This is a genomic window from Microbacterium azadirachtae (genome assembly GCF_000956505.1).
Taxonomy (GTDB): Bacteria; Actinomycetota; Actinomycetes; order Actinomycetales; family Microbacteriaceae; genus Microbacterium; species Microbacterium azadirachtae_A.
The window spans coordinates 18,406-42,369 of record NZ_JYIX01000035.1 but is presented as its reverse complement, the minus strand read 5'-3'; the positions used below and the strand labels follow the sequence as shown (position 1 = coordinate 42,369).

22 protein-coding genes are annotated in these 23,964 nt (G+C 71.3%); 12 read left to right on the top strand and 10 right to left on the bottom strand.

From position 1 onward, the window contains the following. Positions 1-5: 5 nt before the first annotated feature. The 4 genes from RS86_RS10270 to menC are packed head-to-tail and all read left to right on the top strand — an operon-like array spanning position 6 to position 6,437. A complete protein-coding gene (locus tag RS86_RS10270; RefSeq protein ID WP_045272163.1) occupies positions 6-3,341 on the top strand; it encodes a serine hydrolase in 3,336 nt (1,111 codons plus the stop codon). After that, entirely contained in the window at positions 3,341-4,474 is a 1,134-nt protein-coding gene (locus RS86_RS10265) for a M20 family metallopeptidase (RefSeq protein WP_235281742.1), read from the top strand. The genes RS86_RS10270 and RS86_RS10265 overlap by 1 nt, the downstream gene beginning before the upstream one ends. After that, the gene (locus RS86_RS10260) at positions 4,471-5,334 is read left to right on the top strand and encodes a GNAT family N-acetyltransferase (protein WP_152642136.1); all 864 of its coding nucleotides are present in this window, start codon (positions 4,471-4,473) and stop codon (positions 5,332-5,334) included. The genes RS86_RS10265 and RS86_RS10260 overlap by 4 nt, the downstream gene beginning before the upstream one ends. Continuing rightward, on the top strand, positions 5,331-6,437 hold the full coding sequence (gene menC, locus RS86_RS10255) for an o-succinylbenzoate synthase (RefSeq protein ID WP_045272162.1): 1,107 nt from the start codon (positions 5,331-5,333) through the stop codon (positions 6,435-6,437). The genes RS86_RS10260 and menC overlap by 4 nt, the downstream gene beginning before the upstream one ends. A 76-nt stretch (positions 6,438-6,513) precedes the next feature. Here menC and RS86_RS10250 read toward each other — a convergent pair whose 3' ends face one another. Together RS86_RS10250 and RS86_RS10245 are read right to left on the bottom strand one after the other, a co-directional pair. Further along, the gene (locus RS86_RS10250; RefSeq protein ID WP_045272161.1) at positions 6,514-9,021 is read right to left on the bottom strand and encodes an ABC transporter permease; all 2,508 of its coding nucleotides are present in this window, start codon (positions 9,019-9,021) and stop codon (positions 6,514-6,516) included. Beyond that, complete coding sequence (locus RS86_RS10245) at positions 9,021-9,785, bottom strand: ABC transporter ATP-binding protein (RefSeq protein ID WP_045272160.1); 765 nt, start codon at positions 9,783-9,785, stop codon at positions 9,021-9,023. Before RS86_RS10245 ends, RS86_RS10250 begins: the two co-directional genes overlap by 1 nt. 109 nt (positions 9,786-9,894) lie before the next feature. Between RS86_RS10245 and RS86_RS10240 the strand changes: the two genes are divergently transcribed. From RS86_RS10240 to RS86_RS10230, 3 genes are all read left to right on the top strand, one after another. After that, on the top strand, positions 9,895-11,130 hold the full coding sequence (locus RS86_RS10240) for a sensor histidine kinase (protein ID WP_045272159.1): 1,236 nt from the start codon (positions 9,895-9,897) through the stop codon (positions 11,128-11,130). Continuing rightward, a complete protein-coding gene (locus RS86_RS10235; protein ID WP_045272158.1) occupies positions 11,118-11,756 on the top strand; it encodes a response regulator in 639 nt (212 codons plus the stop codon). The genes RS86_RS10240 and RS86_RS10235 overlap by 13 nt, the downstream gene beginning before the upstream one ends. A gap of 168 nt (positions 11,757-11,924) precedes the next feature. After that, a complete protein-coding gene (locus RS86_RS10230) occupies positions 11,925-13,529 on the top strand; it encodes a helix-turn-helix domain-containing protein (protein WP_200892784.1) in 1,605 nt (534 codons plus the stop codon). A gap of 25 nt (positions 13,530-13,554) precedes the next feature. Here RS86_RS10230 and RS86_RS10225 read toward each other — a convergent pair whose 3' ends face one another. Together RS86_RS10225 and mgrA are read right to left on the bottom strand one after the other, a co-directional pair. Beyond that, positions 13,555-14,541, bottom strand: a complete 987-nt coding sequence (locus tag RS86_RS10225) for a 4-(cytidine 5'-diphospho)-2-C-methyl-D-erythritol kinase (RefSeq protein WP_045272156.1) — start codon at positions 14,539-14,541, stop codon at positions 13,555-13,557. 4 nt (positions 14,542-14,545) lie between these two features. Continuing rightward, positions 14,546-15,613 (bottom strand): L-glyceraldehyde 3-phosphate reductase, encoded by a 1,068-nt coding sequence (mgrA, locus tag RS86_RS10220; protein WP_045272155.1) that lies wholly within the window; start codon positions 15,611-15,613, stop codon positions 14,546-14,548. A gap of 237 nt (positions 15,614-15,850) precedes the next feature. Here mgrA and RS86_RS10215 point away from each other — a divergent pair, with 237 nt between their 5' ends. Then, entirely contained in the window at positions 15,851-16,534 is a 684-nt protein-coding gene (locus RS86_RS10215; protein WP_045272154.1) for a hypothetical protein, read from the top strand. A 129-nt stretch (positions 16,535-16,663) separates the two neighbouring features. Here the strand turns inward: RS86_RS10215 and RS86_RS10210 are convergent, their stop codons facing one another. The 3 genes from RS86_RS10210 to rsmA form a co-directional block, all read right to left on the bottom strand. Further along, positions 16,664-16,885, bottom strand: a complete 222-nt coding sequence (locus RS86_RS10210) for a hypothetical protein (RefSeq protein ID WP_045272153.1) — start codon at positions 16,883-16,885, stop codon at positions 16,664-16,666. A gap of 229 nt (positions 16,886-17,114) precedes the next feature. Beyond that, positions 17,115-17,432, bottom strand: a complete 318-nt coding sequence (locus RS86_RS10205; protein WP_152642135.1) for a hypothetical protein — start codon at positions 17,430-17,432, stop codon at positions 17,115-17,117. Positions 17,433-17,465: 33 nt separating this feature from the next. Next, on the bottom strand, positions 17,466-18,314 hold the full coding sequence (rsmA, locus tag RS86_RS10200; RefSeq protein ID WP_045272151.1) for a 16S rRNA (adenine(1518)-N(6)/adenine(1519)-N(6))-dimethyltransferase RsmA: 849 nt from the start codon (positions 18,312-18,314) through the stop codon (positions 17,466-17,468). A gap of 36 nt (positions 18,315-18,350) precedes the next feature. Between rsmA and RS86_RS10195 the strand changes: the two genes are divergently transcribed. Next, positions 18,351-19,664: an MFS transporter gene (locus RS86_RS10195; RefSeq protein ID WP_045272150.1), complete on the top strand. Its 1,314-nt coding sequence runs from the start codon at positions 18,351-18,353 to the stop codon at positions 19,662-19,664. Here the strand turns inward: RS86_RS10195 and RS86_RS10190 are convergent. Both RS86_RS10190 and metG read right to left on the bottom strand, forming a co-directional pair. Beyond that, entirely contained in the window at positions 19,646-20,530 is an 885-nt protein-coding gene (locus tag RS86_RS10190) for a TatD family hydrolase (RefSeq protein WP_045272149.1), read from the bottom strand. The genes RS86_RS10195 and RS86_RS10190 overlap by 19 nt on opposite strands. A 4-nt stretch (positions 20,531-20,534) precedes the next feature. Then, the gene (gene metG, locus RS86_RS10185) at positions 20,535-22,112 is read right to left on the bottom strand and encodes a methionine--tRNA ligase (RefSeq protein WP_045272148.1); all 1,578 of its coding nucleotides are present in this window, start codon (positions 22,110-22,112) and stop codon (positions 20,535-20,537) included. Positions 22,113-22,244: 132 nt separating this feature from the next. Here metG and RS86_RS10180 point away from each other — a divergent pair, with 132 nt between their 5' ends. The 3 genes from RS86_RS10180 to RS86_RS10170 are packed head-to-tail and all read left to right on the top strand — an operon-like array spanning position 22,245 to position 23,231. Further along, positions 22,245-22,571, top strand: a complete 327-nt coding sequence (locus tag RS86_RS10180; protein WP_045272147.1) for a PadR family transcriptional regulator — start codon at positions 22,245-22,247, stop codon at positions 22,569-22,571. Further along, the gene (locus RS86_RS10175) at positions 22,568-22,924 is read left to right on the top strand and encodes a DUF1048 domain-containing protein (RefSeq protein ID WP_045272146.1); all 357 of its coding nucleotides are present in this window, start codon (positions 22,568-22,570) and stop codon (positions 22,922-22,924) included. Before RS86_RS10180 ends, RS86_RS10175 begins: the two co-directional genes overlap by 4 nt. Position 22,925: 1 nt before the next feature. Beyond that, entirely contained in the window at positions 22,926-23,231 is a 306-nt protein-coding gene (locus RS86_RS10170) for a DUF1048 domain-containing protein (RefSeq protein WP_045272145.1), read from the top strand. Between the two features lie 6 nt (positions 23,232-23,237). On the opposite strand, the gene RS86_RS10165 is transcribed toward RS86_RS10170, so the two are convergent. Then, on the bottom strand, positions 23,238-23,882 hold the full coding sequence (locus tag RS86_RS10165) for a class I SAM-dependent methyltransferase (protein WP_052680199.1): 645 nt from the start codon (positions 23,880-23,882) through the stop codon (positions 23,238-23,240). Between the last annotated feature and the right edge of the window lie 82 nt (positions 23,883-23,964).

Sequence of the window (23,964 nt, the reverse complement as noted above, 5' to 3'; positions counted from 1 at the left end):
TCCGCATGAACCGCCCCGCGACCGTTGACGATCTCCTCGCCATCGCCTCCCCCGAGCAGCCCGCCCTCTCCCCCGACGGCACGCGCGTCGTGTACGCGCTGCGCACGACGGATCGTGACGCCGACCGCGATCGTCGATCGCTCTGGCAGGTCTCCACCCAGGGAGGCGAACCCGAGCGCCTCACCCGAGGTGACGCGGACAGCACACCTGTGTGGAGCCCAGACGGATCCGCGCTCGCCTTCCTGCGCGCCGCGGATGGCCCGGCGCAGCTCTGGCTGCTTCCCGCGTCCGGAGGGGAGGCCCGCGCTCTCACCGCGCTGCCGCTCGGCGCCGGCTCCCCGCAGTGGAGCCCCGACGGCGCACGCATCGCGTTCGCCGCCCCGGTGGACGGCGCGGCCCTGCCCGACGAGGGCGCGGACACGATCCTCGCCCGCCGCTCCGCTCCGACCGTCGCCGACCGCCTCGGGCACAAGATCGACGGCGCGGGCCGACTCGGAACGCTCGTGCAGCAGCTGCACGTCGTCGACGTGGCCACCGGGGCCGTCACGGTGCTGACCCGCGGACACGCGCACGCCTCCGATCCGTTCTGGTCGCCCGACGGATCCCTCCTCGCCTACTCCTCGGCACCGGACGACGACGCCGACCTCACCCTGCGCATCCAGGTCTTCGTCACCTCTTCGACCGACGCGAACAGCGCCCCCGTGCGGGTGAGCGCCGCCGATGTGCAGGCGAGCCCGGTCGGCTGGAGCACGGACGGAAAGCACGTGCTGGCCGCCGGCCGCACCGACACCGAGGTCGGCAACGCCGGCCTGCTGCTCTTCCCGCTCTCCGGCGGCGCTCCGATCGACCTCACCTCCGCACTCGACCGCAACGTGATGCCCGGCGGCCCCGGGTACCCCGGCGGCATGCCGCAGCACACCGCCGACGGAGCGCTCGTGTTCTGCCTGCGCGAGAACGGATCCTCCCACCTCTGGCGCATCGCGGAGGACGGCTCGGGCGCCCGCGCGCTGGTGGCCGGCACGGCGAACATCTCAGGGCTGTCGGTCTCCGGGTCGGCCGCCGCGATCGTGCGATCCACCCCCGACTCCTTCGGCGAGGTCGTCCTGGTCGACCTCGCCGAGGGCACGACCACGGCGCTCACCAGGTCGCCCGCTCCCGGCTTCGACCTCGTCCCCGCCGAGGAGCGCACGTTCACGATCTCCGACGGCACCGTGGTCACCGGATGGCTGCGCCGGGATCAGGACGCCTCGGGACCGCTGCCCCTGCTGCTCGACGTGCACGGCGGCCCGCACAACGCATGGAACGGCGCGGCCGACCTCGTCCACCCGTACCACCAGGTGCTCGCGAGCCGCGGCTGGGCGATCCTCACCCTCAACCCGCGCGGCAGCGACGGCTACGGCAACGCGTTCTTCCGCGCCGTGGCCGGCGGCTGGGGCGTGAGCGACGCGAACGACTTCCTCGAGCCGATCGACGCGCTCGTCGCCGAGGGCATCGCGGATCCGGCACGCCTCGCGATCACCGGCTACAGCTACGGCGGGTTCATGACCTGCTACCTCACCTCGCGCGACGATCGCTTCGCGGCCGCCGTCGCCGGCGGCGTTGTGACCGACCTGTTCTCGATGGGCGGCACGTCCGACATGGGCCACTTCCTCTCCGCGAAGGAGAACGGCGGCCTGCCGTGGCGGGACGAAGCCCTCATCTCGGCGCAGTCGCCGTTCACGCACGTCGACCGGGTGACCACGCCGACCCTGATCCTGCACGGCGCCGAGGACGACCGCTGCCCCGTCGGGCAGGCCGAGCAGTGGTTCACCGCCCTGCGCGAGCGCGACGTGCCGGCCCGCCTCGTGCTGTACCCCGGCGGCTCGCACCTGTTCCCCCTGTCCGGTCCCCCGTCGCACCGCGCCGACTTCTCCCAGCGCGTGATCGACTGGGTCCAGCAGTACGCCCCCGTGTCCGGCCGGCCGGTGCGCGCGCCGCTGGACGCCCGGCACTGGCAGCAGCGGCTCAGCGCCCTCGCGACCGCGCACAAGGTGCCGGGCGCGACGCTCGGCATCCTCCGTCTCGGCGAGGAGCCCGTCTTCGCCCGCCACGGCATCCTGAACGCACGCACCGGGGTCGCCACGACCGATGACTCGCTGTTCCAGATCGGATCCATGACGAAGGTCTGGACGACCACGGCGATCATGCGGCTCGTGGACGACGGCGTGCTCGACCTCGACCGCCCGGTCGTGGAGTACCTGCCCGAGTTCCGTTCCTCCGAGGACGAGATCACGGGCATCGTGACGCTCCGGCATCTGCTCAACCACACGAGCGGCATCGACGGCGACGTGTTCACCGACACCGGTCGCGGGGACGACGCTCTCGAGAAGTACGTCGGGATCCTCGACGGCGTCGCGCAGAACCATCCCATCGGCGCGACCATGTCCTACTGCAACTCCGGCTTCGTGCTGGCCGGACGCGTGATCGAGAAGGTCACCGGGACCACCTGGGACCAGGCCCTGCGGGACCTCGTGATGACGCCGCTCGGCCTCGAGCACTCGGCGACGCTGCCCGAGGAGGTGCTGCTGCACAGCGCGGCCGCGGGACACACCGAGATCCTCGACGACGGACCGAAGCTCGCCCCCGCCTGGATGCTGCCCCGCGCCATGGGGCCGGCCGGCCTGGTCTGCTCCACGACCGCCGACGTGCTCGCCTTCGCCCGCATGCACCTCACCGGCGGCCTCGCCTCGGACGGCACGCGAGTGCTCTCCGAACGCAGCGTGGCGCGCATGCAGGAGCGCCAGGTCGACATGCCGAACCCCTACACGCTCGGCGACGCCTGGGGCGTCGGCTGGATCCTGTTCGACTGGAACGGGCGGCGGCTGTACGGTCACGACGGCAACACGATCGGACAGGCCGCGTTCCTGCGGGTGCTGCCCGACGAGGGCGTCGCGGTGACCCTGCTGACCAACGGCGGAGGCGCGCATGACCTCTACCTCGAGCTCTTCGAGGAGATCTTCTCGGAGGTCGCCGACGTGCACCTCCCCGAGGAGCTCGCTCCGCCCGAGGACCCCTTCGTGTCCGACTTCTCCGAGGTGCTGGGCACCTACGACCGGGCCGGCGTGCGCATCGACGTGATCGACTCCGCGGACGGACTGCGGCTGCGCACGACGCTGACCGGCCCCCTCGCCGAGCTGCTTCCGGATCCGGTCGAGGAGCATGCGCTGATCCCGGTGCGGGAGAACGAGTTCGTCCTGCGCCCCGAGGGCTCGCAGGCCTGGAACGCCGTGGTCTTCTACCGTCTCGCCACCGGCGAGCAGTACCTGCACTACGGCGTGCGCGCCGCGCCGAAGGTCTCGTGATGGCCGCGCAGGCCCGCACCGCAGAGGTTCCGGAGATGACCATCGACGCGATCGTCGCGGACATCGGCGCACTGGTGCGCTGCGAGTCGCCCTCGCACGACCGGGAGGCACTCCTCCGCAGCGCCGACGTCACCGCCGCACTCGGCGAGCGCGTGCTCGGCGCTGCTCCGGAGCGCATCGTCATCGACGGCACACCCCATCTGCGCTGGCGGTTCGGCACGCCCCGGGTGCTGCTGCTCGGCCACCACGACACGGTGTGGCCGGTCGGCTCGCTCGAACGCCTTCCCTTCGGCGTCGAAGACGGCGTCCTGCGCGGACCAGGGTGCTTCGACATGAAGACCGGCGTGGTGATGGCGATGCACGCCGTCGCCGCGCTCGACGACCGCGAGGGCGTGAGCATCCTCATCACGGGCGATGAGGAGCTCGGATCTCCGTCGTCGCGCACCCTCATCGAGACGGAGGCACGCGACTGCGCGGCGGCCCTCGTGCTCGAAGCCTCGGCCGACGGCGGCGCGGTGAAGGTGGCCCGCAAGGGCGTCTCGGTCTACCGCGTGCTCGTCACAGGACGGGCCGCGCACGCGGGCCTCGAACCCGAACGCGGGGTGAACGCCTCGGTCGAGGCCGCACACCTCATCCTCGCGATCGCGGCACTCGGCGATCGCGACGCCGGCACGACCGTGACGCCCACGCTGCTGCGGGCGGGCACGGCGAGCAACACGGTGCCCGCGGAGGCCGAGTTCTCGGTCGACGTGCGCGCGGTCACCCGCGCAGAGCAGGAGCGCGTCGACCGGGCGCTGCACGCACTCGGCGCGACCCTTCCCGGCGCCGAGGTGCGCATCGTGGACGGCCCGCGGAGCACGCCGATGGAGCGGAGCGCCTCCGCCGACCTGTTCGCCCGCGCTCGCGCGGTCGCCGCCGACCTGGGACTCGCGCCTCTCGAGGGCGTCGCCGTGGGCGGCGGCTCGGACGGAAACCACACGGCGGGCATCGGGGTGCCGACCCTCGACGGCCTCGGCGCCGTCGGCGGCGGCGCGCATGCCGACGACGAGCACGTGATCGTCGACATGATCCCCGAGCGCATCGCGCTGCTGCGAGAACTCATCGCGGATATCCGGACAGGAGGCGGAAGATGACCATCATGGGAACCTCCATGCAGGAGACCGCGGCCGCCGCGGATGCCGCCGGCGCCGCTGCCGCGGAAGCCGGGATCGAAGTCCGGATCCTCTCCCGGGTCGAGGAGTTCGCTCAGGTGACCGCGCTGTTCCGCAGCATCTGGACCGCCGAGGGCGACCGTGCGCCGGTCAACGTGGAGACGCTGCGCGCGCTCTCGAAGGCCGGAAGCTACGTCGGAGGAGCCTTCGAGGGCGACGAGCTCGTCGGCGCGTGCTTCGGCTTCTTCGCGGCGCCCGAGCGGAGGGCGCTGCACAGCCACATCGCGGGAGTGTCGGCGCGCATGCGCGGGCGGAACGTGGGCTTCGCGCTCAAGGTGCACCAGCGATCCTGGGCGCTCGAGCAGGGCCTCGACGAGATCTCCTGGACCTTCGACCCGCTGATCAGCCGCAATGCGTACTTCAACCTCGTGAAGCTCTCAGCCACTCCGACCGGATACCTCCGCAACTTCTACGGTCAGATGAGCGATGCGCTGAACGGCGCGGACGACACCGATCGGATGCTCGTCACCTGGTATCTGCACGATCCGGCGGTGACGGCGGCGTGCCGCGGCTCCGCTCCCGACGCGCCGACGGCTCTCGCCGAGCCGCTGCTCTCCCGCGAGGACGACACGATTCCGGTCGTGCACGAGACCTCGGCCCGGCTGGTCCGCGTCTCGCTCCCCCGCGACATCGAATCCCTCCGCCGCACGGATCCGGAGCTCGCCACGCGCTGGCGCCTCGCCGTGCGCGCGACCCTCGGCGACCTCATGGACGACGGAGCGCGCGTGCTCTCCTTCGACCGCTCCGGCGCCTACACCATCGACAGAGGAGAAGTGCAATGAAGCTCAGCGGGATCGAACTCCGCGTCATCGAGATGCCCCTGGTGTCTCCGTTCCGCACGTCGTTCGGCGTCGCGACCGCGCGCGAGGCACTGCTCGTGCGGGCCGTCACGGATGAGGCCGAGGGCTGGGGCGAGGGCGTCGCGATGGCCGATCCGCTGTACTCCTCGGAATACGTCGAGGCGAGCGTCGACGTGATCACCCGCTTCCTGCTCCCGGCGCTGGCCCAGGTGCCCGACCTCGACGCCGCCAAGGTCGCGCCGGCCCTGGCGAAGTTCAAGGGCCACCGGATGTCGAAGGCTGCCCTCGAGCTCGCGATCCTCGACGCGGAGCTGCGCGCCAGGGGCGTGCCGCTCTCTCGCGAGCTGGGAGCGGTGCGCACCCAGGTCGACTGCGGGGTCTCCGTGGGGATCATGGACTCGATCCCCGAGCTCCTCGACGCCGTGGGCGGCTATCTGGACGAGGGATACGTCCGGATCAAGCTCAAGATCGAGCCGGGATGGGACATCGAGCCCGTGCGCGCCGTCAGGGAGCGCTTCGGCGACGAGGTGCTGCTGCAGGTGGACGCCAACACCGCGTACCACCGCGGCGACGCCGGGCATCTCGCTCGCCTCGACCCGTTCGATCTGCTGCTCATCGAGCAGCCGCTGGACGAGGAGGATCTGCTCGGCCACGCCCAGCTGGCGAAGGCCGTGCGGACGCCGATCTGCCTGGACGAGTCGATCGTGTCCGCCCGCGCGGCGGCCGACGCGATCGCGCTCGGCGCGTGCTCGATCGTGAACATCAAGCCGGGCCGGGTCGGCGGCTATCTGGAGGCCCGGCGGATCCACGACGTCTGCGCCGCCAACGACATCCCCGTCTGGTGCGGCGGCATGCTCGAGACGGGGATCGGCCGGGCGGCCAACGTCGCGCTCGCCGCTCTTCCCGGTTTCACCCTCCCCGGCGACACGTCCGGCTCGGACCGCTACTACAGGCACGACATCACGGACCCGTTCGTGATCGAGAACGGCACCCTCACGGTGCCGACCGGCCCGGGAATCGGCGTCACCCCGACCGCGGAGGCGCTCGAGGAGGTCACGGTCCGCACCGAGTGGATCACGTTCTGAACCAGGAACCTCCCCCGAGATCGAGAAGGGCGGCCCCGCATCCGCGGGGCCGCCCTTCTTCGTCGTCAGCGGGCTGTCATTGCCGGGATCCGATCTCCTCGATCGGCCGCGTGCGCATCGCGCCCAGGGTCGCGACCCACAGCGTCGCCAGCGCCAGGGCGCCCATCGCGCCGACGAGCCCCAGCACCGCCAGCACCGGGAGCTCCGGGATGAGACGGCCCGAGATCCCGATGCTCATCCCGATGAGGGGCGGGATCGCGACGGCGACGCCGAACGCCGTCGAGATGACGGCGACCATCACCGCCTCGGTCCGCATCATCGCCCGCACCTGGCGCCGCGAGGATCCGATCAGCTGCAGGAGCGCGAACTCCCTGGAGCGCTCGCCCGTCGCCATCACGAGCGTGTTGACCACGGCGATCGCGATGTAGCCGAGGATCACGATCAGCGCCACGAGGTTCACCCAGCCCTGCTGCGACTGCGCGTCGGCGCCCGCGGCCTTCTGCCCGCTCCCTGGAACCACGTGCAGCCCCCGTGCGGTCGCGGCGGCCTGCACCTGGTCGGCCTGCCCGGCGTCGACGGCGACGAGCGCGAAGGCGTCGAGTCCGCTCGTGGTGCGCGCGCGCACCGCCTCGGCGTCCATCGTGAGATCGCCGAATCCGAGGCCGCGCTCGTAGACCGCGACGACCGTCGCGCGCAGCGGAGTGCCGTCGCCGAACCAGCCCTCGATCGCGTCTCCCAGGCCCACGCCCCAGGTCTGCGCTGCATCGCTGCTCACGGCCACGGTCTCCGCGCCGCCGAGCCCGGTCAGCGCGCCCGACCGGACCTCGAGGTCCATGGTGCGTTCGACCGCTGCCGGATCGACACCCTGCAGCACGGGTTCTGCGTTCTTCGGCGTGCCGTCGAACTCCTTGTAGCCGATGATGGCGCCGCTCAGAGCGATGGGGCCGACCGCGGTCACGCCGGGGATCTCCCCGAGCCCTGCGACCGCGCCCGACGACAGGCCCGCGGGCGCGCTGACCCGCAGGGCGGCGGTCACGCCCGCGTCCGCCTGCGCGGCGGATTCGTGCGCGACGATCGACGGAGCGCCGATCTGCACGAGCCCGAGGCCCACGCCGAGGGCGATCGGGAGGATCGCGCCGGCCAGGCGACGACTGCTCGCGATGCCGTTGGCCGAGGCCAGGAAGTCGGCCGCCGACAGGCGGCTCAGGAGCGGAGCGGCGGCACGCATCACGAGGGCGACGAGCCACGGGCCCAGCAGAGCGAGGGCCACGATGAGCATCAGTGCTGCCGCGGCCGAGGCTCCGGCCGCGGCCACCCCGCGAGCGAACAGCGGGACGGCGGACACCGCCAGCCCTGCCACGGCGAGGATCCCCCCGCTCACGAACCGGGCCCGCCCGATGCGCGTCGGCCCGCTCGAGGACTCCCGGAGCGCCTCGATCGGATCCAGTCCGGCCGGCCGGCGGGCGGCGATCCTCGCCGCCGCCCATGCGGCGCCCAGCACGAGCAGCAGCGCGCCGGCGGCGGGCGAGGGGCCGACCGCGAGCGCGAAATCGCCCGGGATCACCCCGCCGGAGACGAACGCCCTTTGCAGCACGCCGGACAGGAGGTATCCGGGGACGATGCCGAGGACGCCCGCGACGACCGCGATCGACATCACCTCGCGCGACACCAGCGCGTGCACCTGCTTCGGACTCGCGCCCACCGCCCGCAGGAGCGCGAAGTCGCGGCGGCGCGACTGCACCGACAGCGACAGCGTGCCGGACACGATGAACAGCGCGACCAGGACGCAGGTGCCGACGAAGGCGCTGCCGATCGTCACGAGCGTCGAACGCGCCGCGCCGGAATCGAGGAACTCGATGTCGCCGCGCCCCGCGCCGGTCTGCACGGTGAGGCCGGGCACCGCGTCGCGGATCGCAGCCGCGAGCTCCGCCGCGTCCGCCCCTTGCGCGGGGAACACCCCGAGGGTCTGCGCGGCGCCGCCTCGGGGATCCAGCTCCGCGATGCGCGTGCTGCTGAGGTAGACCTGCGGCGCACGTTCGGTGCCGACAGCGTCGACGACGCCGACGACCCGGTACTCAGCGGGGACCCCGCCGTGCGCGAGCAGGATCCGGGCGCCGAGGCCTTCCGCGCCGCCGGCGGTCACGACGACCTCGTCCGCGCCCGCAGGCTCTGCGCCCTCCCGCAGGGCGGAGCCCGCCAGGGCGACCGCGCTCCAGGGATGCGCCTCCACGCGGTGCCCGCCCGCGTCCGCGAGGGGCACCGTGACGTCGGCGACGACGTGGTCGACGCCCGACACCGCGGCCACGTGCGCCGCGGCATCCTGGGGCAGGGGTGCACGTTCGTGCAGTGGGACCGGGAGGTCCTCCGGCACCTCGACCTGCTGCGAGGCTCCGACGACGACAGGAGCCGCCGTGTAGCGGACCGGGGCGAGCCCGCCGCGGACGCCGGACTCCACCAGGACTCCCAGGCCGGTGACGAGGGCGCTCGCGACGAACACCGCGACGGCCACGCCGACGAAACCGCCCTTGTTCTGCCGGAGGTCTGCGCGGACGAGCCGGCCGAACCCCAGTCGTGCGCCCGCCATCACCACTCCCCCAGCGCGCTCATGCGGTCCGTGATCTCCGCGGGCGTCGCCCCGTCGAGGTGGCCCGCGAACGCGCCGTCCGCGAGGAAGATGACGCGGTCCGCGTGCGAGGCCACGACGGGATCGTGCGTGACCATCACGACCGTCTGCGCGAGCGCCTTCGTGGTGTGCGCCAGCAGGTCGAGCACCTGCTTGCCCGACCGCGAGTCGAGCGCGCCCGTGGGCTCGTCGCCGAAGACCACGTACGGCCGCGTGATCAGCGCGCGGGCGATCGCCACGCGCTGCTGCTGCCCGCCGGAGAGCTCAGAGGGACGCCGCCGACGGCGTTCGGACAGCCCGACCGACTCGAGCAGGAAGTCGAGCCATTCCCGGTCGAGCCTCTGCCGCGCGAGCCGCAGCGGGAGCGTGATGTTCTCTTCGACGTTCAGGGCCGGGAGCAGGTTGTACGCCTGGAACACGAAGCCGACGTGATCCCGCCGGAACTCCGTGAGCCGTCGTGCGCTGAGCGAGGAGACCTCGGTGTCGCCGAGGATCACCCGGCCGCTCGTCGGCCGATCGAGTCCTGCGGCGCTGTGCAGCAGCGTGCTCTTGCCGGACCCAGACGGCCCCATGATCGCGGTGAAGGTCCCCCGGGCCAGGGTGAGGTCGACGCCGCGCAGCGCGGGGACGGCGTTCGCTCCGGACCCGTAGGTCTTCACGATGTTCTCGAGGCGGAGCGCGTCACCGGCCTGCACGGGCCGGGACGGTGCGGATGAAGTTGTCATGCTTCGACGCTAGGAACGACGGCAGGCGATGCCCATCCTGCTGGGCACCGCTCGGATGGTGCAGCTGGCTGTACCGTGCGGGGCGTCGGGCTCGGGCAGACTTGTCGGGATGACTCAGGGACCGGTGCGGCGCTGGCTGCGGGATTGGCGCTTCGTGGCCGTCGAGGCCGTGACGTCCGCCGTGTCGATCCTGTTCTTCTGCGCGGGCCTCGTGCTGATTCCGCTCATGATCATCCCGGGCGGCGTCCTCCTCCTGCCGGGAGCGGTCAGGATCCTGCACGGCTGGTCGGACCGCGCGCGTCGCCGGGTCGGCTCCTACCGCCACGAGAGCATCCGGGGTCATGCGCCGGTGCCGCGGGACCTGCGGTCGATCGACGAGCGGATCCAGCTCGCGTTCTCCCCCGCAACCGTGCGCGACGCGCTCTGGCTCGCCGTCGACGCGGTCCCCCTCTTCTCGGTCGCGATCGTGACGATCGTGATCCCGCTGGGCGCGGTGAACTCCCTGGCGGTGCCGTTCTACTGGCAGTTCGCCCCGGTCGACGAGCCGGTGACCGCGCCGTACCCTGTCACCTCCTGGCCGCTCGCGGCGACCATGCCGCTCATGGCCCTCGTCTACGTGCTGATCTCCTGGGCGCTCATCCCCGCGGTCGCCCGCCTGCTGGCGCTGATCTCCTCGCGCCTGCTCGCCGCACCCGCGCGGTCGAGCCTGGCCGAGCGCGTGGACGCCCTGACGCTGAGCCGGGCGGCAGCGCTGGATGCGCACGCCGCCGAGCTGCGGCGCATCGAGCGCGACCTGCACGACGGCGCCCAGAACCGACTCGTCTCGGTCGTCATGATGCTCGGGATCGCCGAGCGCTCGATGCAGGGCGAGGACGCGCAGACCGTCGAGCAGCTGCGCCGCGCGCAGGACGCGGCGACCGAGGCGCTCTCGGCCCTGCGCCGCACCGTCCACGACATCTACCCGCCGATCCTCGACGAACTCGGCCTCGAGGGCGCCCTGGCCTCACTCGCCGGCCGCAGCGCCGTGCCCTGCACGCTCGAGACGGGAGGGGTGGGCAGAGTGCCGGCCGCGGTCGAATCCGCGACCTACTTCATCGTCGCCGAGGCGCTCAGCAACGTGAGCAAGCACAGCGCGGCGGCCCGCGCCGCCGTGCGGGTGCGACGCCGCGACGACGTTCTCGAGGTCGCCGTCGAGGACGACGGCATCGGCGGCGCCGTGGAGCGCCCCGGCGGAGGCTACGCCGGGATCCGCAAGCGCCTCGAAGCCTTCGAGGGCGCGATGACGCTCACCAGCCCGCCGGGCGGGCCGACAGTACTGAGGACGGAGCTGCCATGCGGATCGTGATCGCCGAAGACGACACCCTGCTCCGGGAGGGGCTCGCCCTCCTGCTGCGGAGCGAGGGGTTCGACGTGATCGCCGCGGTGGACAACGGCGAGGACTTCCTCGCCCGTCTCGACGAGGCGGACGCCGCGGTGCTCGATGTGAGGATGCCCCCGACGTTCACGAGCGAGGGACTCAAGGCCGCCGCCGAGGCGCGTCGCCGTCGCCCCGGCTTCCCCGTGCTGGTGCTCTCCGCCTACGTCGAGGACCGCTACGCGGGAGAGCTCCTCGCGGATGGTGCGGGCGCCCTCGGCTACCTCCTGAAGGAGCGGGTCGGGAAGGTCGCCTCGTTCGTCGACGCGCTGCACCGGGTGTCCGCCGGCGGGACCGTCATGGATCCCGAGGTCATCTCGCAACTGATGAGCCGCCGCCGCGCCGACGACCCGGTCCGTGCGCTCACTCCGCGCGAGCGCGAGGTGCTCGGCCTCATGGCGGAGGGGCTCGACAACGCCTCGATCGCCGGCCGCCTCTTCGTCACCGAGACCGCGGTGAGCAAGCACATCGGCAACATCTTCGCGAAGCTCGGGCTCGCCGCCAGCGACAGCGGTCATCGTCGGGTGCTCGCGGTCCTCGCCTACCTGCGCAGCTGAGCTCGGATCCCGCATGACGTGCCTACCGCGCCCCACCCCTTCGTCGAAGACGACGAACTCCGCCCTCGATTCGGGTGTGCTGCACCATCGCGGCCCTCACGTCCACCGCCTACCCTGGGGGCTGTGCTCATGTCAATGACGACGCGTCCACGTGCCAGCCTCGGGCGCGTGGTGGAGGACCTCGGCAACACGCTCCTCGAGGTGGTGTGCGGTGCGGCCGACGGGGACGCCGAGATCGAGACCGTCGTCATCCACGACGTGCTCGACGACGGGATGCCGATGCGCGGGGCCATGGTGCTGGGCGTGGGGCTGAGCGATCCGGCCGAGATCGCCGAGCTGCTCGCGGTGCTCGCCGCGCAGCAGGCCACCGCCCTCGTGCTGCGCGCTCCGGTGCGCGCGGAGGAGCAGGTGCTCGCGGCATCCGAGGCGGCAGGCATCCCGGTGCTCGCCCTCACCCGCGGCGCATCCTGGGCACAGCTGGCCGCCATGCTCCGCTCCCTGATCGCGGAGGGCGACGTCGGCGAGCAGGGCGCGCAGACGCTCGGCGGCATGCCTTCGGGCGACCTCTTCGCCCTCGCCAACGCGATCGCCACCCTGCTGAACGCGCCGGTGACCATCGAGGACCGCAATTCGCGCGTCGTGGCCTTCTCCGGACGCCAGGACGAGGCGGACCCGGCCCGCGTGGAGACGGTCCTGGGCCGACAGGTCCCCGAGCGCTTCACCCGCCAGCTCGAGGAACGCGGCGTCTTCCGGGATCTGTACCGCAGCGAGGATCCGATCGACATCGACCCGGTGGACGCCGACGGGGTCCCCTCGATCCCCCGGGTCGCACTCGCCGTGCGCGCGGGCGATGAGATCCTCGGCTCCATCTGGGCCGCCGTGCGCGAACCGCTGACCGCGGATCGCGTGCGCGCGCTGAAGGACTCCGCGGGGCTCGTCGCCCTGCACATGCTCCGCCGTCGCGCGGGCGCCGACGTCGAGCGGCGACTCCGCGCCGACCTGCTTGCCACGGTGCTGGAGGGCGGCAGCGGCGCCGCGGACGCCGCGTCCCGGCTCCGACTCGACGGACACCGCTGCGTCGTGCTCGCCCTCGCCGCTGCGGATCGCACCAGGGACGAGTCCTCGGCGGACGCCAGGGCCATCGCGGAGCGGCAGCACATCGCGGATGCGTTCGCGATGCATCTCGGCGCGGTCTACCTGCGCTCCGCGGTCGCACCCATCGGCGACGTCGTCTACGCCGTCGTCGGGATCCGCGCCGATCACGGCGACGCCGACCTCCGCGCATCGCGGGTCGCGTCCGACTTCCTCGGTCGCCTCGGCAGCACGCGAGAAGTGCGCGTCGGGGTCGGCACCGTCGCCGAGGACGTGCAGGGCATCCCCGCATCGCGCGTGAACGCGGATCGCGCGCTGCGCGTGCTGCAGAACTCCCCGCACCGAGAACCGGTGGCGCTGTTCACCACGGTGCAGGTGGACGCCCTGCTCGTCGAGCTCGGCGATCTCGCCCGCGCGCGCGGGGACCAGCCGACCGGTCCGGTCCGGCTGCTGATCGATCACGACCGCGAGAAGGGCACCCAGCTCGTCGAGACCCTGCGGGCGTGGCTGGACGCGTTCGGCGACGTCAGCATCGCCGCCGCCCGCATCTACACGCACCCGAACACGTTCCGCTACCGGCTGCGCCGGCTCGCCGAGATCAGCGGACTGGATCTCGCAGACCCCGAATCGCGGTTCTCCGCGATGATGCAGCTGCGCCTGCTGACCGCCGAGGAGCGCTGAGCCCCGGACGGCCCCGTGGGCGACCTCAGTCGTCCGCGGAGACGACGTGCGCGCCGCGCACCGGGCCGTGCGCACGCAATGCGGTGCGCCCCCACCCGCGCAGCCGCTCGGCGGTGCTGTCCGCGCCTTCGGCGGTCTCGCAGAGGAACGCGAGGGTCGGGCCGGAGCCCGACACGATGCCCCCGACGACGGGTCCGCCGCCCTCGCCGACCACCGCGTCGATCGTCTCCTCGAGCTGAGGGCGCAGCCGGAAGGATCCGGCCTCCAGCTGATTGCGCAGGCTCTGCCCGAGTTCGAACGCCTCGCCGGAGAGCAGCGACTCGAAGAACGACGGCGGCACCTGCACAGGATCCAGGCGGCGGCGCTGAGCGTGCCGCTCCGGATCGCTCTTCAGGTCCTCCGCCATCACCATGTCGAACGCGCGGTACACCGCGGGCGTCGACAGGCCCTCCTCGTCGAGGAGCAGAACCCATTCGTACCGGCCTCGGGACAGCGCAGGCGTCAGCACATCGCCGCGCCCCGACCCGACGGCGGTGCCTCCCATGAGCGAGAAGGGCACGTCAGCCCCGAGCCGCGCGGCGAGCTCGTGCAGACGCCCGTGGTCGAGACCCGTGCGCCACAGCTCGTTGCAGGCCACGAGCGCGGCCGCGGCATCGGCGGATCCTCCCCCCATCCCGCCGGCGACGGGCACGCTCTTGTGCACGTCCAGGTGCACGCCGCCCGCGTAGCCGGTGGCCGCCGCGAGCACCTTGGCCGCGCGCATCGCGAGGTTGCGGTCGTCGAGCGGGACCGTGGACGGATCCGCCACGCCGGAGACCGAGAGCGTGAAGTCGTCCGCTGGGGTCGCGATCACGTCCTCATAGAGCGAGACCGCCTGGAAGACCGTGGAGAGCTCGTGGTAGCCGTCGTCGTCGAGCTCCCCGACGCCGAGGAACAGGTTGACCTTGCCCGGCGCGCGCACGTGCACGCGCTGCACCGGCTGCTCGTCCGCCTGTTCCTCCGCGATGCTCATCGGCTCACAGCTCCGACGAGACCGACCACAGGTTCACGTCGAGGCCTGCGCCCGCGATGCCGTCGATGCGGGCGATCTCCGCAGCCGTGAGCTCCGGCGCGTCGAGGGCGGCGAGGTTCTCATCGAGCTGCGCCGGACGCGAGGCCCCGATGAGCGCCGAGGCCACCACGCCGTCGCGGAGCACCCACTGCAGCGCCAGCTGGGCGAGGCTCTGCCCTCGCTCACGGGCGAGTTCGTTGAGCGCCCGCAGGATCGCGAGGCCCTGGTCGCTCAGCGGCTTGTCGGGCAGGGACCCGCGCTTCTGCGCGCGCGCCGCAGTGCCGTCACCGAGGTACTTGTCGGTGAGCAGTCCCTGCGCGAGGGGGGTGAACGCGATCGCGCCCATGCCCTCCTCGCGGAGGGTCTCGGTGAGCCCGCCCTCGACCCAGCGGTTCAGGATCGAGTAGGACGGCTGATGGATGACGAGCGGCGTGCCGAGCTCGCGGGCGACGTCCATCGCAGCCTCGGTGCGCTCCGCGCTGTAGGAGGAGATGCCGACGTACAGCGCCTTGCCTTGGCGGACCAGGGTGTCGAGAGCGCCGATGGTCTCCTCGACCGGCGTGACGGGGTCCACGCGGTGCGAGTAGAAGATGTCGACGTAGTCCAGTCCCATCCTGGTCAGCGACTGCTCCGCGCTCGCCAGGATGTACTTGCGGCTGCCGAGGTCGCCGTACGGCCCCGGCCACATGTCCCAGCCCGCCTTCGACGAGATGATCAGCTCGTCGCGGTACGGCCGGAAGTCCTCCGCGAAGATGCGGCCGAAATTCTTCTCGGCGGATCCGTAGGGCGGTCCGTAGTTGTTGGCCAGGTCGAAATGCGTGATGCCCCGATCGAAGGCATGCCGCAGCAGTATGCGCTGGTCGTCCAACGGGATGTTGTCGCCGAAGTTCCACCACAGCCCGAGCGAGATGGCCGGCAGGTACAGGCCGGAGGATCCGACCTGACGGAAATGCGCCCCCTCGTACCGGTCCGCCGCAGCGGAATAGGGGCGGTGGATGTCGAGGACGTCTGGGCGGAAGCGCGGCTCGGTCACCGTCCCAGGTTAGCGTCGCCCGCCCTGTTCGGCGCATGCGCGATGCACGGGCCGCCCGAGACGGCCGCCGGATCCGACGCCGGACCGGACCCCGTACCGGTCGCCGTCGGATCCCCGGCTCGCTAAGATGATCCGCCAACCGCGGACCGAGCCCGATCCGCGTCCGATCACGCTCGCCCGAGTGCGGATCCATACCCGGCCAAAGCATTCGCCCGAGCGTGCGGCGACAGGATCGTCATGCGCTGGCACCGACGCGTACCGTTCGTCCTCACGGCGGCAGGCGTGCTCTGCGCGAGCATCCCCGCCGCCGCTTTGACGACCTCCGACCCGCTCTGGTGGCTGTCCTGCTTCAGCCGGCTGGGGGCGACGGACGATGCGTCGAGCATGTTCTTCAACGGCGGTATGGTCCTGGCCGGCACCGTGATCGGCCTGTCCGCCGTGCCGGTGATGCGCGGCCTCCGCGGCGCTTCTGCCGCGGGATTCCGGGATACGGGCGCGGCATCCGTGCTCGTGCCGCTGCTCATCGCGACCCTGGGACTCAGCCTCATCCTGATCGGGATGCTGCCGCTCTCGTTCAACGTCTTCGCGCACGAGCGCGTCGCCAACGGGGCTCTCGCGTCGTCGGCGGGACTGCTGCTCCTGCACCGCCGATACCTGCGCGGCCTGTCCCGGAACCTGGATCGCATCGCGATGGGCGCGGTCGTCATCCTGGCCCTCGGCATGGCCGGACTGATCGCCGGCGTGCTCACCCTCACCGTGTTCGAGGGGCTCGCGTTCGGGTCGGTCATCACCTGGCTGCACGCCCTCGAGATGCGCGCGAAGCACTTCCCGACCGGCCCGGCGACCCCATTCACGGCAAACTCTCAGCATTTGTTTTTGTCCCCCATTTGGGGGACAAGGCGATCCGGTGTTACTGTCTAATCCTCAGCTGAGGAAGTCGACCGGGACTGGGGACTCGGTCGACGTGAAGGTACCTCCAGTCGAAGTGAATGTGCCCTCTTGGGAACCCGATCCCGAGAGGGCACAACTTCGCCCGGGAGACCCTGCCGATCAGGCGCCGGAGCGGCCCGCGCCTCGGATTCTGCGCCTGCGTCGTGCGAGCGCGATCCGCCGCAGGATCCAGCGACCGCGCCTCTTCGCGGTCCAGACGACGGCGAGAGCCAGCAGGACGAGCGGAACCAGCTCCGGTGCGATGAGCATCGCGCCGAGCAGCGCCTCCAGACCCTCGAATCCGAGCAGCGCGCCCGCCGCGAGATAGATCCACACCTCCATCCGGACGGCATGGCGGAGCGCCGCCTCCGCGCACCGGTGCCGGAGCCGCAGACAGCGGTAACGGATCAGCCGAAGCAGGCGCGGGCGGACACCAGGCGGGGGCAGGACGGGCATGACGGACTCCGGGTCGACGGGCAGGCGGATATGCGCCCGCACCCGTGCATCCGGCCGCGGTCGATGACCTGTCGATCGGAGACGTCGATGACGCCCCTGAGGTCCGGCGGACCGCTCAGCCGTGCAGCGGGGAGCGCAGCGAGCTTCTCCCCGGTGACCGCGCGCCTCGCGCGCCTGCCGGTCTGAACTCCGCTCTGGCCGGCCTCTCGGATCGCGCACCCGCATCGGGGCGCACGACCGTCGGAGTGCTACCGCCGAGCATCGCGGCCAGGATCGCCTGGATCCTGATCCGACCGCTCGTTCCCGCGAGCACGATGCCGATGACCACCAGCCCGAGGGCGAACAACCACGCAGCCGGCATCGCGGTCAGCGACAGCGCCAGCGACACGTCCATCCGGACCACCGCCTCGTCGAGCACCGCGATCAGCATCACGATCGGCACTCTACCTGTCAGAGTCCACGGCGGTCAGGCGACCGGGGCCACCAGCGCGATGCGGTGGTAGTCGTCGACCGTGAGATCCTCGCCGCGCGCGGTCGGCGCGACCCCCGCGGACTCCAGCACGGCCGACGCCTCGGCGGAACTGCCGAAGATCCCGGACAGCGCCTGGCGCAGCATCTTGCGCCGCTGATTGAACGCGGCGTCGACGATCGCGAAAGTGCGCCGGCGCTCCTCCTCGGATCCGCGCGGCTGCGGATCCCGGTGGAACCCGACGAGCAGGCTGTCGACGTTCGGCACCGGCCAGAACACCTGGCGCGACACCGTGCCGCTGAGCTTCCACGGCCCGTACCAGGCGGCCTTGACGCTGGGCGTGCCGTAGATCTTCGAGCCGGGCTTCGCCGCGAGGCGCTCTGCGACCTCCGCCTGCACCATCACGACGCCCCGCTCGAGGTAGGGGAACGTCTCGAGGAAGTGCAGCAGCACCGGCACGGACACGTTGTACGGCAGGTTGGCGACGAGCACCGTCGGCTCCCCCGGCAGTGTGGTCACGCGCATCGCGTCGGCATCGACCACCGTCAGCGCCCCCTCGGGCACACCGCGGTCGAGCGCGGTCTGCGGCAGGCGTGCGGCGAGGCGGTGGTCGATCTCGACGGCCGTGACACTCGCGCCCGTCTCGAGGATCGCCAGGGTGAGGGATCCGAGACCCGGCCCGATCTCCACCACCCGCTCGGAGGGCCGCACGTCGGCGGCCTGGACGATCTTGCGCACCGTGTTCGCGTCGACGACGAAGTTCTGGCCGAGCTTCTTGGTGGGCGTCACGTCGAGTTCGGCGGCGAGCCGGCGGATGTCGGCGGCGCCGAGCAGGGAGACGGTCATCTGACCATTGTCCCCTACGGTCGATAGTCTTCTCGGATGCCCTGGATCGGTGAACTCGTCGCGCCTCGGCGCATGGGCAGAGACTTCCGCTGGCTGCTCGCCTCCAGCTGGACGAGCAACGTCGGCGACGGCGTCGCCCTGGCCGCCGCTCCCCTGCTGATCGCGTCGATGACCTCGTCGCCGATCCTCGTCGCGTCCGGCGCGATCCTGCAGTTCCTGCCCTGGCTGGTGTTCGGCCTGCACGCGGGCGCGATCGCCGACCGTTTCGACCGCCGCCGGCTCGTCATGGTCGCGAACGCGGCGCGTGCGGTCGTGCTGCTCGCGCTGTGCGCCTTCTTGGTCACCGGCGTGGCGGACATCTGGATCGTGCTGGCCTCGGCGTTCCTCTACGGCACCGCGGAGGTGTTCGTCGACACCGCCGGATCCACGCTGCTGCCCATGCTCCTGAAGCCGGCGGACCTCGGCCTCGGCAACGCGCGCCTGCAGGCCGGGTTCCTCGTCGCGAACCAGTTCGCGGGACCCCCGCTCGGCGCGTTCCTGTTCGCCGCGGGCCACGCGTGGCCGTTCCTGCTGGAGGCCGTGTGCGTGAGCCTCGCGGTCGTGCTCATCTCGCGCATCGCCCGCACGCCGGTGCCGCCGCGCCCTTCGACCGGCTCAGGGACCGCCATGGCCGGCTCGGTGGGCGACGCGACCGGATCCTCCCCTGGCGGGGCGAAGGTGCACACAGATATCGCGGAGGGCCTGCGCTGGCTGTGGCGCAATCCACCCGTGCGGATGCTCGTGCTCATCATCCTGTTGTTCAACGTGACCTGGGCGGCGCCGTGGGGCGTGCTCGTGCTCTATGCGACGGAGCACCTGCACATGGGAGCGGTCGGCTACGGGATGCTCACGACGGCATCGGCCGCGGGCGGGCTGCTCGCAACGATGAGCTTCGGCTGGCTGGAGCGTCATGTGTCGTTCGCCGCCATGATGCGCGTCTGCCTCTCGCTCGAGGTGGTCATGCACCTCGCGTTCGCGCTGACCACGCAGGGCTGGCTGGCGCTGCTGATCATGTTCGTGTTCGGGTTCTACGCGTTCATCTGGGGAACGATCTCGACGACCGTGCGGCAGCGGCTCGTGCCGCACGAGCTGCAGGGCCGCGTGTCGTCGGTGAACTCCGTCGGCGTGTTCGGCGGCATGGTCATCGGGCAGGCGCTGGGCGGCGTGATCGCGCAGGCCTGGGGCCTCACCGCCCCGTGGTGGTTCGCCTTCGCGGGTGCAGCGCTCACGCTGCTGTTCGTCTGGCGCCCGATCTCGCAGATCGTCTCCGCGCGTCCCGTGCTCGACGAGGTTCAGGCGAACGAGCCGTAGACCTCGAGCGTGTTCGCGGCGATCTGCGCGCTGAGCTCGTCGACGTCGAGGCCGAGCTCGGCGGCCATGAATCGCAACGTGATCGGGATCAGATAGGGCGCGTTCGGACGCCCGCGCAGCGGCACCGGCGTCAGGAACGGAGCATCCGTCTCGATGAGGATCCGCTCCCGCGGCGTCACCGCGAGCGCGTCGCGCAGGTTCTGGGCGTTCTTGAACGTCACGTTGCCCGCGAACGAGAGGTAGTACCCCGCGTCGGCGCAGATCCGAGCCATCGGCTCGTCGCCCGAGAAGCAGTGGAACACCGTGCGGTCGGGGGCGCCGACGCGGCGCAGCGTCTCCAGCACGTCGTCGTGGGCGTCCCGGTCATGGATCTGCATCGCGATGCCGTGCTTCTTCGCGAGCGCGATGTGCGCCTCGAAAGACGCGTGCTGGGCGGCGCGTCCTGGCTCCTCCGTGCGGAAGTAGTCCAGCCCGGTCTCGCCGATCGCCCTGGTGCGCGGGCGTGCGGCGAGCTCGTCGATCACCGCGATCGCCTCATCCAGGCGTCCCGCCTCGGCGTACGTCGGGGCATCGTTCGGATGGATCGCGACGGCGGCGAGCACGCGCGGATCCGACTCGGCCGCGTCGACGGCCCAGCGCGACGACTCGACGTCGCCGGAGGCCTGCACGACGCCGGCGATGCCGACGGCCTGCGCCCTGTCCAGCTGCTCCTCGAGCGACAGCCCCACGTCGCCATCGGAGATCTCGAGATGGCAGTGGTTGTCGTACACCGGCACCGCGAGCGGCTCGGGCGCCGCGGGGTAGCGCAGGTCCTTGCGCCCCTCCGTGGCACGCTCGCGCACGTAGGTGTCCGGCGTCTCGGTCATGCGGTCAGGCCGTGGCCTCGATACGCGGGAACAGCGGTGCGAGCGCCTGCACGACGGTGCCCGCAGGCAGCTGACCCCAGCGCCCGGCGTCGCGCAGCGGCTGCGCGGTGAGCGCGCCGAGGCCGCCCTCCGCCCCGAGCGCGCCCCAGAGCTTCGCCGTCGACTGCGGCATCACGGGCGACAGCAGCACGGCGAGCGCGCGCAGACCCTCGGCACAGGTGTACAGCACGGTGCCGAGGCGCTCGCGCTGCTCCTCGTCCTTGGCCAGCGCCCACGGCTCGTTCTCGGTGATGTAGCCGTTGAGCGCATCGACGATCGTCCACACGTCGGCGATCGCCTCGTCGATGCGGAACCGCTCGACGGCGGAGTCGGCACCGGCCGCGGCCTTCGCGACGAGCTGCTGGATCGCGAGGTCCTGCGCGGTGTACTCCCCCGCCGACGGCACGACGCCGTCGAAGTAGCGCTCGATCATCGCGATCGTGCGCGAGGCGAGGTTGCCGAAGCCGTTCGCGAGTTCGGCCTGGTAGCGCGCCGACAGGTCCTCCCAGGAGAAGGATCCGTCCTGGCCGAAGGCGATCGCGGAGAGGAAGTAGAACCGGTACGCGTCGGATCCGAAGACGTCGGTGATCTCGGACGGCGCGATGCCGGTGAGCTTCGACTTCGACATCTTCTCGCCGCCGACGAGCAGCCAACCGTGCGCGAACACGCCCTTCGGAACCTCGAGACCCGCAGCCATGAGCATGGCCGGCCAGATGACGGCGTGGAAGCGCAGGATGTCCTTGCCCACGACGTGGTACGCGGGCCAGCGGCGCTCGAACGCGGTCTCGTCGGATCCGTACCCGACCGCGGTGACGTAGTTCAGCAGCGCATCGACCCACACGTAGATGACGTGCGAGGTGTCCCACGGCAGCGGGATGCCCCAGTCGAACGTGGACCGCGAGATGGAGAGATCCTTGAGACCCTGCGAGACGAATGAGACGACCTCGTTGCGCGCCGAATCCGGGCGCACGAAGTCGGGCTCGGTCTTGTACAGCTCGAGCAGGCGGTCCTGGAACTCGCTGAGCTTGAAGAAGTAGTTCTTCTCCTGCAGCAGTTCGAGCGGCTTGGAGTGGATCGCGCAGACCTTGAGTCCCTCGAAGGGGCCCGTGCCGTCGACGATCTCGGACTCGGGCTTGAACTCCTCGCAGCCCACGCAGTACAGCGCCTCATACTCGCCGGCGTAGATGTAGCCCGCGTCGTAGAGCTTCTGGAAGAACACCTGCACGTTGGTCTCGTGCCGCTCCTGCGTGGTGCGGATGAAGTCGTCGTTGGCGACGTCGAGGGTCGTCAGCAACGGGAACCAGCTCTCGCTGACGAGCTTGTCCACCCACTCCTGCGGGGTCACGCCGTTCGCGGCCGCCGCGCGCAGCATCTTCTGGCCGTGCTCGTCGGTGCCGGTGAGCATCCAGGTGTCGTCACCCGACTGGCGGTGCCAGCGCGCGAGGGTGTCCACGGCGACGCTGGTGTAGCCGTGCCCGATGTGGGGCACGTCCGACGGGTAGTAGATCGGCGTGGTGATGTAGAAGGACTCGCCTGCGGGCATGCGTTCGATTCTAGGCGGGATGCGGGACCCGGTTCGGACGATGACGAATGCACCCTACTAGTCAGTGGCACGAAGTAGTGGTACTTTGTGACACGTAGTAGTAATCGACGGAACGTGAACGCGAGGATCACCATGGACGGCCTGACCGAGATGCTGAAGGGGACACTGGAGGGATGCGTCCTCACGGTCATCCAGGCCGAGGAGACCTACGGGTACGCCATCACCCGCCGCCTGAACGATCTCGGGTTCACCGACGTCGTCGAGGGGACGGTCTACACGATCTTGCTGCGGCTGGAGCGGAGCGGTCTCGTCGATGTGACGAAGAAGCCGTCCGAACTCGGGCCGCCGCGCAAGTTCTACGCACTGAACGACGCGGGCCGTCAGGAGCTCGCGACGTTCTGGGAGAAGTGGCGTTTCGTCTCGACACGGATCGAACGACTGAAGGAGAGCGGATCATGAACTTCTGGGAGAAGGTGACCGGCAGCGACCTGACCAAGGACTGGAAGGACTTCGCCGCCCGCGCGGAGGCGCTGCCCGACGACTACCGGCGAGCCTGGGACGAGTTCACGAAGAGCCTCTTCCTGCACGGCGACTTCACCGGGCGCAACCTCACCCCGATCGCCGACGGCGTGCTGGGGCTGCTGGAGGCCACGTCGGCCGATGGGCAGAGCGCCGAAGAGGCGCTGGGCGACGACATCCCCGCCTTCTGCGCCGCGGTCGTCGGAGAAGAGGGCGCCAAGAACTACCGCGATCGGTGGCGCGCCCAGCTGAACCGGAGCGTCGCGCGCCGGCTGAACAGGTTGGAGGCCTGACATGAGCATTCAGGACATCATCGAGGGCAAGCGGAAGTGGCGCGCGCACACCGCCCGCGTCCGCGCATTGCCGGCGGACTACCGGATCGTCTACGACGAGCTCCAGAAGTACTTGTTCAAGGTGGGACCGGTCTCTCTCGTGGAGGGCGATCTGCTGAGCGACCTCGTCGACTTCTTCGAGAGCGGCGCCGCGGACGGCAAGGGCGCGATGGAGCTCATCGGACCGGATGTCGCTGCGTTCTGCGACGGATTGATCGGTGACACCCCGACGTACGCCGACCGCTACCAGGACGGCCGGCACGGCTGACCGGCCTCAACGGATGCGCTCTGCCTCGAGTGCGCCGTGCGGGCGGACGCTGCCCGCGGCGCCGGGTTCGCGCTCGCGGCGCTCTGAGCGGATCACACGCAGCCCCGCGCTCTCGAGCAGCGGGGTCAGGGCCTCGGCCGACCAGTAGTACGCCGGAGCGACGGCATGTGCGAACCGCTCCCGCGGCTCGCCGTCGAAGAACCCGACCCGGATCCGGCCGCCGACCGCGAGCACCCGCGCGAGCTCGGCGACGACCTCCGCCATCTCGACCGGCGGCACGTGGATGAGCGAATACCAGGCGAGCACTCCCCCGAAGGATCCGTCGGGGAACGGCAGCTCGCGCATCGACGCGGACTCGAACCGCAGAGCGGGATGCCGCGCGCGGGCGGCGGCGAGGAACGCGGCCGAGACGTCCACGCCGACGACCTCGCGACGGGGCGAGCGGGGATCCGGGGCGGGATCCGGGTTCGCCAGGAACGCGGTCCACAGCCCGGGGCCGCACCCGGCGTCGAGGAGCACTCCGGGCGTCTCGTCCCGCCACCGGCCGATGCGGGCGACGTCGTCGCGCTCCATCTGGTCGATGCTCCCGATCAGCGCGATGTACTCCGCCGCGCGCGCGTCGTACGCGGCCGCCACCTCGTCGTCATCCACGTCGAGAATCCTGCCCGAGCACCTGCGCGTGCGTCGCCTTCGCCACTCCGTCGCCGCCGAACCGAGAGAATCGTGAACACGA

Coding starts and splice junctions, on each gene's coding strand:
- RS86_RS10270 (WP_045272163.1), top strand. CDS start 6: ATGAACCGCCCCGCGACCGTTGACGATCTCCTCGCCATCGCCTCCCCC.
- RS86_RS10265 (WP_235281742.1), top strand. CDS start 3,341: ATGGCCGCGCAGGCCCGCACCGCAGAGGTTCCGGAGATGACCATCGAC.
- RS86_RS10260 (WP_152642136.1), top strand. CDS start 4,471: ATGACCATCATGGGAACCTCCATGCAGGAGACCGCGGCCGCCGCGGAT.
- menC (WP_045272162.1), top strand. CDS start 5,331: ATGAAGCTCAGCGGGATCGAACTCCGCGTCATCGAGATGCCCCTGGTG.
- RS86_RS10250 (WP_045272161.1), bottom strand. CDS start 9,021: ATGGCGGGCGCACGACTGGGGTTCGGCCGGCTCGTCCGCGCAGACCTC.
- RS86_RS10245 (WP_045272160.1), bottom strand. CDS start 9,785: ATGACAACTTCATCCGCACCGTCCCGGCCCGTGCAGGCCGGTGACGCG.
- RS86_RS10240 (WP_045272159.1), top strand. CDS start 9,895: ATGACTCAGGGACCGGTGCGGCGCTGGCTGCGGGATTGGCGCTTCGTG.
- RS86_RS10235 (WP_045272158.1), top strand. CDS start 11,118: ATGCGGATCGTGATCGCCGAAGACGACACCCTGCTCCGGGAGGGGCTC.
- RS86_RS10225 (WP_045272156.1), bottom strand. CDS start 14,541: ATGAGCATCGCGGAGGAACAGGCGGACGAGCAGCCGGTGCAGCGCGTG.
- RS86_RS10215 (WP_045272154.1), top strand. CDS start 15,851: ATGCGCTGGCACCGACGCGTACCGTTCGTCCTCACGGCGGCAGGCGTG.
- RS86_RS10210 (WP_045272153.1), bottom strand. CDS start 16,885: ATGGAGGTGTGGATCTATCTCGCGGCGGGCGCGCTGCTCGGATTCGAG.
- rsmA (WP_045272151.1), bottom strand. CDS start 18,314: ATGACCGTCTCCCTGCTCGGCGCCGCCGACATCCGCCGGCTCGCCGCC.
- RS86_RS10195 (WP_045272150.1), top strand. CDS start 18,351: ATGCCCTGGATCGGTGAACTCGTCGCGCCTCGGCGCATGGGCAGAGAC.
- RS86_RS10190 (WP_045272149.1), bottom strand. CDS start 20,530: ATGACCGAGACGCCGGACACCTACGTGCGCGAGCGTGCCACGGAGGGG.
- metG (WP_045272148.1), bottom strand. CDS start 22,112: ATGCCCGCAGGCGAGTCCTTCTACATCACCACGCCGATCTACTACCCG.
- RS86_RS10180 (WP_045272147.1), top strand. CDS start 22,245: ATGGACGGCCTGACCGAGATGCTGAAGGGGACACTGGAGGGATGCGTC.
- RS86_RS10175 (WP_045272146.1), top strand. CDS start 22,568: ATGAACTTCTGGGAGAAGGTGACCGGCAGCGACCTGACCAAGGACTGG.
- RS86_RS10170 (WP_045272145.1), top strand. CDS start 22,926: ATGAGCATTCAGGACATCATCGAGGGCAAGCGGAAGTGGCGCGCGCAC.